The sequence below is a fragment of the Paenibacillus agaridevorans genome (genome assembly GCF_003112455.1).
GTDB classification, from domain to species: Bacteria; Bacillota; Bacilli; order Paenibacillales; family Paenibacillaceae; genus Pristimantibacillus; species Pristimantibacillus agaridevorans.
Map to the genome: position 1 here is coordinate 11,951 of NZ_BDQX01000369.1, position 7,603 is coordinate 19,553.

Below are 7,603 nucleotides of genomic sequence, written 5' to 3' on the forward strand. Positions count from 1 at the left end.
GCTTTCCAGATGCGCATCCAGCGCCGGCGCATGAACTTGCGCCCACGCTTCTCCGCGAGTCTGCCCATCCTTCCACAGCGCACGGAACATCCATCGCTTCATTGTGCTCCCTCCCGGCAGTCCAGCTTGTATATCCTCTGCGCGTTACGGAATCGCACGGCGTCCCGCTCCTTCTCCGCAAGCCCCTCCGGCAGCAGCCGCTCGAACAGCCGGACGACCTCCCCGTAGCCCCCGCCAAGCAGCGCAACGGGCCAATCGCTGCCGAAAAGCAGCCGCTTCGAACCGAAAGTCTCGAATAAATGCGCCGCGTGTTTCGTCAGCTTCTCCGGGTGGGAGCCTTCGGCCAACGTGATCGTTCCCGATATTTTGCAGTTTACGTTCGAAAACGCGGCTATTTCGGCTATTTGTCCCATCCAAGGCTCCATGACTCCTTCCTGCACGGCCGCTTTACCCGGTCCGCCCAGGTGGTTAAGGACGATAGCCAGCTCCGGAACCAGCTCTACGTACGTCGTAATATGCGGCAAATCGCCGGGCTGAACGAGAATTTCCGCCACGTAACCGTCCGCCTCCAGCAGCCGCATGGCTGCCAGAAGGCCCGGCTTAACGGGCGCATCGGCCGATTCCGCATGAAAGAAAGTACCGTTCCATCGGAATCCGAGCAGCTTCCCGCGCCCCTTTACCCGTTCGTAATCGGATTGAAATCCGTCGTCAAGCGGATTCAGTCCGCCGATCACACCGGCGATAAAGTCATAACGCTCGGCCAGCCCAAGCATATATTCGGTTTCGTCCAGCGTTGCGGCGGCCTGGACAAGGATGACCTCGTCCACTCGGTTCGCTTCGAGAAGCGGCCGCAGCATATCGGGCGAGAAATCCCGGTACAACGCCGCATTCTCCGGCTTGAGCCAGTGATAGTCCCCTCTGTCCAGCTTCCACAGATGCACATGCGTATCCGTATACATGGCTTAATCCTCCCCGTATTCCCTATATGCGCCGAATTCGAACAAATCGTCCTCGCCCAGAAAAGCAGGCGCCTCGCGTTCCGGCTCGCCAAGCCCCTCCATAATCCGGCGCCACAGCTTCGTGCGGGCGTAACGCTGGTGGATCAGTTGAAATGCCGTCCCCGCAAGCAAACGTTTGGCTTCGGCAAACCTTCCCGAATCCGCAAGCCATGCGGCACGCCGCTCCGCCAGCCATTCGTCCTGCAGGGCGTTTGTCCGCGCCAGCCAATACTCCCTCTCGGCCAACGTTTGCGGACCGATTCCGGATAACGTCAAATCCCGCTCATAGCTCACTTGGGGATGCAAAGCGAACGCTTGCGACCGGATGGACCGATAACACTCGGCAGCCCTCGCATTATCTCCCTTATTGCGCCGATACAACCGGGCGGCAAGCGCCCATGCCCGATCCTCCCTCGATGCCGCAAGCTCCGCAAGCGCCTCGTCAATCCGGTCTTTGCCCGCATACCATGCGCCTAGCTGCATTCGCCAGGCGCTCTCCTGATCGGGCCGGCTTGCCGCCGCGAATCGAAGCGCCGCCTCCAGTTCCTCATAACCGGAGATGGCCCAACGGTTATCGTCAATCCCCGGCGGCGACGGCAGAAGCTCGGGCTTGTTTGCGCGCCATGCCTCCGCCACCTGCTCCCATATCCCCGTTTCCTCGACGCGAGCGAAGCCGAACAACGGAATTTGTTCGACGTCCGGCAGCTCAACCTCGGGAACCGCCAGTTGATAAATATCAAGCCGCCGATCCGTCGGCATCCAGAATTCGACATGGTGATGAGACCCGCCCGGTGCCAGCTCCTGCTTGATCGATTGATCCATAATAGGTCCGGCCTGAATTTCCAGACATTGCTCCCCGTCCAGCGAATATTGGGAAACCCACGCCTCGTGTTTGCCGACGCCATCCGACCAGAGCTTGATGCCGGGCATCGACCGACGATCGGCTGCGTGATACAGACCGCTCCCCAGGCTTGGCGTGAATACGCCAAATGCCTGGCAGTCCGGCTCCCGCCAGAAATAGCCGGTCATCCGGTCGATGTCATGCTGACTTCTCGGCCCGTCCTTCGTCCAATCCAGCGTCTCCATCCGATCGCCGTGGGCAAGCACGGGCCCGTTCGGAAACAGGAATTCGGTATCCGCGCGGGCAGGCACTCCCGCATTGGACCAAGACATCCAGGGATGCGCTTCGGACGTCGGATTATAGAATCGGGTCCGCTGAGTCAGGAAATCGTCGTTCCGGCCGAGCGAATACTCCACAGTCCAATGCATGCCGAACCGGGTTTCCCGCTCTCCGCACCAGACGAATATCCGATCCTCCGTCTCCATCGTCCGATAAAGGACGGGCACGATTTGCACGGGAGTATGGGAGATCGGAAAGCTGACCTCGATCCCTCCGCCAATAAAAAATTGCCGGGGCAATATACGCACGGGCCGAACCGCGGGGATGGCGTAAAGCGTCTCCTTGCCCGACGCGGCATGAATCAGGGAGTACACCTTGCCGCCGAGGTCCGGACAAATGGTCGCCTTAAGGCGATCGTTCTCCAAAGTTACGAATCGATACGACTTCAGGACGGGGCGGCGGCTTGTTTCCGCATAACTCTCATAGGGATACACCCCGTCCGGATCCTGGGCGCTCGGGACAGGCCCCGCCGCCACCATCGGATGGGTCAGCAGCACTTCCGTATAAGCGCGGATTTCCAGCATTCGTCTTTCTCTCCTTTCGCTAATCCCCCGATCTAGGCATAATCGGGCGGACATCAACCGCCGGATCGAACCAAGGCGTCGCGTAGCTTGGCCGATTAACGTACCTCTCCATCGTCAGACGCAGCTTTAATCCGCTGCCGGGACTGAGCGCCACGCGAAGCCATCTATCTTGCAGCGACAGAGCCCCGACCTCCTGCCCGTCGCAATTAAACGCAACCGCTTCGATAAACCGATGCTCTCCGAAGGAGCCCGCCTGGATAACGGTTTCCCGGGCGGCGGAGGCATCCGTATTGATGAGCGTCACATCGAGAGTCGAACCTTCCAGCCTGTCGACCAACGCCGCTACGCCTTCTGGCAGGCCCGGCCCGCACTTGTCTCCGTCATAATATCGGACGCTGGCATGCTGCAAGCCGCCATGGGAAATATGCATGGGCGCGCCCAGCATAAGCTGCAGCAGCCCTTCGAAGTAGAGCGGACAATACTCCTGCCAAGCATGAATACTGAGCGGATTTTCCCAGTTCCAGCTTAACGGGTCGCCGGCGGACGAACGCATTTTGTCCAACTGCCGGTCGATCAACGTTTGGCCGGCTTGCAGAATCAACTCCGGATATCCCTCGTATTCGCCTTGCATGAACAAGAACCAGGGAATCGTATTTCCGATAAAATGTTTCGTTTCCTTGCCGGTCGCCGGATTTCTCCCGGAATTCGACGGCAGATCGATCCGCTGCAAAACATCCGGAATCGGAATGCGTTGAACGCGCTCCAGATCCTCCTGCTCCCTGGACAAATACCACAGATGAACCGGATGCAAAGCGTTAAACGGACGCCAATCCGTCCATCCCTCATCGCAATGGCGATGGGGCGCCTCCCAAACGCCGTCCCGCCACCGTCCGAGACTCCACTGCTTGTCTACGACGGCCCGCGCCAGCTTCAGCCATTTCCGGTCCCCGGTTAGCAGCAGCGCGTTGGCGCATGCGTTAAAGACCGGCTCGATGATCGTCGCGTAGCCATGCGGCCAACGCCAGCCGTAATAACCGCCCCACCATTTGCCGTCGTTGTATTCGCCGATTTCCCCGGACAAGCCGATATTGTCGGGAATCAGTCCGCCGTTGCGCTCCGTCCGCTCCTCCCAGGCGCTCAAATAATCCTGCACCTGCTGGCGCAACGTTTCGTCGCCGGTCAACATGTAAGCATGCGCCAGCAGTCCCGTCGCGTTAAGGTTAAGCGGCACGTCGCCCTTGGCCTGACGTTCGTTCATCATTCGGATGATATGCCCGTAGATTTCATCGTCCGACCAACGGCATTTCCCGCTGGCAAAGTCGACGCCGGGGATGTCCTCGAACGGGGCCAGATAATCGTCCAAAATCTCCCGATGCGTCACCCAATCCTCCGCCGTCATCTCGAACCTTGGCCCTCGGCTTCCCGTAATAGGGGAGCGCATCAACCGTTTCTCGCGGTCGTAATTCGGCGCCTCCGGATCATCCCCGGTGTACATCCGGGCGAAGCGAATCGCTCTGTGCTTCAGCTTGAGAGATTGCGGATCGGAGAATCCAAGGAAATAAAAATACAAATACCCTTCCCCATGATGCATCCAGTCGTAATAGGCGTCGAACTCGCGATGAATTTGCCCGTATTGCGTCCACTGCCACGTAATCGTTTCCCACATAAGCCGGGACAGCCGCCCGACCTCCTCGTTTCCCCCCAGCGCATACAGCAAAGACAAATTCATAAACGCTTCGTACGGATCGTCGGAGCCGTCCATGCCGGGCCATTCTTCCCGCCAGATCAGCGTGCCGTCCGCCCGAGTGTAACGAGCTACATATTCCGTCGCGGCCTTGTTCAACTTCTCGAGAATCGCCCTCTCCTGCAGCGCCCAAGCCGGCGCGGGCCAGCTCTCCGAGGCTGCGATACCCGGCAGCTCCGTCTCGCGCGTCCGATTACCGTCGTTCATGTTTTCCGCCTCCTTCTCCCGATCGTTCAGTCTCTATCTTCCGGACGCTATCGTTCGGACTCCATCGCCCGGCTTAATCGCGGCTGCTCCCATAGGCCGCAGTCGTCGGCATATATTCGTTGTGCCGGCATTCCGATCACCGCAAGCGCGCCGATATTTTCGATCGCCACCGTCACAGACGACGCTTCGGGACCGGTCGTAAAATGCAGCTCCGACAGCGTGCTCTCCCAATTCCAGCGGTTGACAACCAGTTCCCCTATGGAGCCGTCGTGCCCATGGACGGACATCCTTGCCGTTCCCGCCCGGAAGGTGTTGTGGAACACGATATTGTGCAGCAGACATTGCCCTTCGCCGGACAGGACCAAAAATACGTCGTGCACCCCCGCCACAGAACCCAGTGGCGCCCCGAAATAACGCCAAACCGCGTCGTACGGAGTCCGTTGCGAGACAGCGCCTAGCAGTTCGCCATCGGGACCGCCGATGCGAACCTCCACCGTTACCGGGCCAATCACTTTGTTTAACCCGATGGATACATTGTCGTACTGGCCCGCGGCGCCAAAGTCGATATTTTCCAGCTTGATCCATTCCTTCGAACGCATCGGACCAACGTATCGGACGTCCCGATAAATCGCCGGCGTGCCGTCCGGCTCCCGCTCCCACTGGCTTCCGCCGTTCGCTTCGGCATATTCGATCGCCTGGCGATACTCGCCTCCCGACTTGATGCCCGCAAAAAAAATGTAGGACGTATTCGGCTTCAGTCCTGCTACCTGCTGCTCGATCCGCTCGCCAGGTCCAAGAACAGCCGCGTACCTGTTGCTGCGGACGACCGTCGGATAACCGCCGTTTTTGCTGTAATCCCAGGCGCATTCGAACACAAGGCGGGGCGTCCCGCCAGCAGCCGTCCATGGAGCAAACGAACCCGACTCGAATCCGCCGTTGCGCAGCAGGCTTTCATGCTCCAACGGAACGAATTCGCCTGCAGAGGCGGTCTGACCATGCTCGAGCGGATCGAACTCGCCTGTGTGGGCAGTCCGGTCATGCTCGTGCGGATCGAACTCGCCTGCGTGGGCGGACTGGTCATGCGTCTCGGCAGACTCGAAGCTGTGGCCGGGCACCCACTCCTCTCCCCCGAACTCGTACGCGCCGGGATCCGGCGCCGTTCCCCGATAACCGTCCGTCACCCCGGGGATCGGGATGCCTTGACCGATGACCGGCGAGTCCGCGCGCAGCCGGAAATCCCCGCTCTCCGCATCGACGAACGGGTCGGCGTCAAAGCGGTTATGCGAGACGACGCTGTGGCCGCCCCAGCGGCGAATCTCACCGTCCGCGAACAAATTGTTCGCCATATGGGTACCGTACATGTCGTCCAGGCAAAATACGGACGAATCGGCGATCGCCTTGCGATAAAACGTATTGTTGTAGATCAGCGTCCGCTGGATGGGTCGATTGAGCACCATGCCCCGTTCGGGAATGTTCCAGACGACGTTGCGGAAGAAGCTGATGCCGCTCGTCCAGGCGTCCATGTAAAAACCGAAGCTTAGATGGTCGGACAAATTGTCGTGCAGCCAGTTATGGTGAATTTGCGTCTGGTCAAAATCATGGTTGAACAAATAAATCATGCCCGAATCCTTCGTCAGCGCATTAGCGAAGGAAATATCGCAATATTCGATCGTCGATCGCGAGAATACGCCGGAGATCGACGTTCGGCCGCCCCTCGTAATCGTACAACGGGAAACCCGGTGTTCGGCGCCCGTCATCCAGATCATGCTCGCATACGACGCCTCGAAGTTGCCGTCATGAATGTAACAGTTGTGCACGGAGTTGCGCGCGCCCGATATCGAGATGCCGTTTCCTTCGAAATCGGAGATCTCGCAGTCGCGGAGCCTATTGCCCTCTCCGCCCAGCGCAATGCCTCGCGTCCTTCCGTAAATCGACTGACGGTAACCGAAGGAACGGTCCATGCCGTAAATTCGCGATTTCCGAATCAGACATTGGCTGGCTTCCTCCGTCGTAATGCCGGCTCCCCTGCAATCCACGCCGATAATATGAATGTGCTCCTTATGCCGCAGATCAAACGCATATTCGCGACGCTTGACCTCGATCACGCATTGAGGAGGCAGCTTGCCTTCGGGAGCCATCGCATACAGCATCCCTTCCGCGGGGTCGTAGTACCATTCTTTCTCCGTATCAAGCGCCCGCAGCGTTCGGGTAATAAAATACAGATCCCCCGGTTTCGTAAAATAATGGTCGGCCGAGCTGACCCATTGTTCGTGATGCAGCGTGCCGGCGGCAAAGCCGGTCACTTTGGCCGTGGACATAAAGTAGCCTACCCCGTTGACGCAGGCGACCATCGCCCCGTCCCAGTGGCCGTCCGGAAACGCTTGCAATTTTTCATCAAAAATCGTGCTGTTCGTCATCCCGCTGGTCGCCGTGCCGACGCGCGCATATTGCGAGCGATCCAGCCGATCCCGGATCTTCGGCCACTGCGCCTCCATGCCAAGCTCCTCATCAAAGAAGACCAGCGTTTCGCTGCCGTCACCCAAATCCCACTCCGTCTTCGCCTTGTAGACGTTTCCTCCGTGCCTCGTCCACCCGGTCACCTCGTCGCAGCCGCTGACGACTACCGTCTCGTTTCTGTATGCTACGAAACGAATGGGGGCGTTTTCCCTGCCGCTGCGGAGAGGCACCACCGTCTCCCGGTAGGTTCCCTCTCGAATGTAGCATAGGTCTCCGGCTTCCATTGCTTGCGCCGCTCTGCCGATCGTGCGAAACGGGCGTTCCAAGTTCAAACCGTCGTTGATGTCATCGCCATTAACCGCAACATAGTAGATCTTATTCATCGCTACTCCTCCTTTACTATAAATGCGTGTTCAAAAGGTTCGGTTATCAGTACCGAGAAGATTGGATGAAGCTAGAACCTGAGGAGCGGAGCGTAGTGGAGGCTACGTGA

The 7,603-nt window shown here is 58.9% G+C and carries 4 protein-coding genes; all 4 read right to left on the reverse strand.

Translation table 11 applies throughout. The features are described 5' to 3' along the window. Positions 1-98: 98 nt before the first annotated feature. The 4 genes from PAT3040_RS28735 to PAT3040_RS28750 are packed head-to-tail and all read right to left on the reverse strand — an operon-like array spanning position 99 to position 7,493. A complete protein-coding gene (locus tag PAT3040_RS28735; protein WP_108995379.1) occupies positions 99-959 on the reverse strand; it encodes an amidohydrolase family protein in 861 nt (286 codons plus the stop codon). 3 nt (positions 960-962) lie between these two features. Next, entirely contained in the window at positions 963-2,702 is a 1,740-nt protein-coding gene (locus PAT3040_RS28740) for a DUF5107 domain-containing protein (RefSeq protein WP_108995380.1), read from the reverse strand. 19 nt (positions 2,703-2,721) lie between these two features. Next, positions 2,722-4,653, reverse strand: a complete 1,932-nt coding sequence (locus PAT3040_RS28745; RefSeq protein WP_108995381.1) for a DUF8034 domain-containing protein — start codon at positions 4,651-4,653, stop codon at positions 2,722-2,724. 47 nt (positions 4,654-4,700) lie between these two features. After that, positions 4,701-7,493, reverse strand: coding sequence for a right-handed parallel beta-helix repeat-containing protein (locus tag PAT3040_RS28750; protein ID WP_108995382.1), 2,793 nt, complete (start codon positions 7,491-7,493; stop codon positions 4,701-4,703). Between the last annotated feature and the right edge of the window lie 110 nt (positions 7,494-7,603).

Bases quoted from the DNA above. Each gene is read 5' to 3' on its own strand.
- PAT3040_RS28745 (WP_108995381.1), bottom strand. From the start codon at position 4,653: ATGAACGACGGTAATCGGACGCGCGAGACGGAGCTGCCGGGTATCGCA.
- PAT3040_RS28750 (WP_108995382.1), bottom strand. From the start codon at position 7,493: ATGAATAAGATCTACTATGTTGCGGTTAATGGCGATGACATCAACGAC.
- PAT3040_RS28740 (WP_108995380.1), bottom strand. From the start codon at position 2,702: ATGCTGGAAATCCGCGCTTATACGGAAGTGCTGCTGACCCATCCGATG.
- PAT3040_RS28735 (WP_108995379.1), bottom strand. From the start codon at position 959: ATGTATACGGATACGCATGTGCATCTGTGGAAGCTGGACAGAGGGGAC.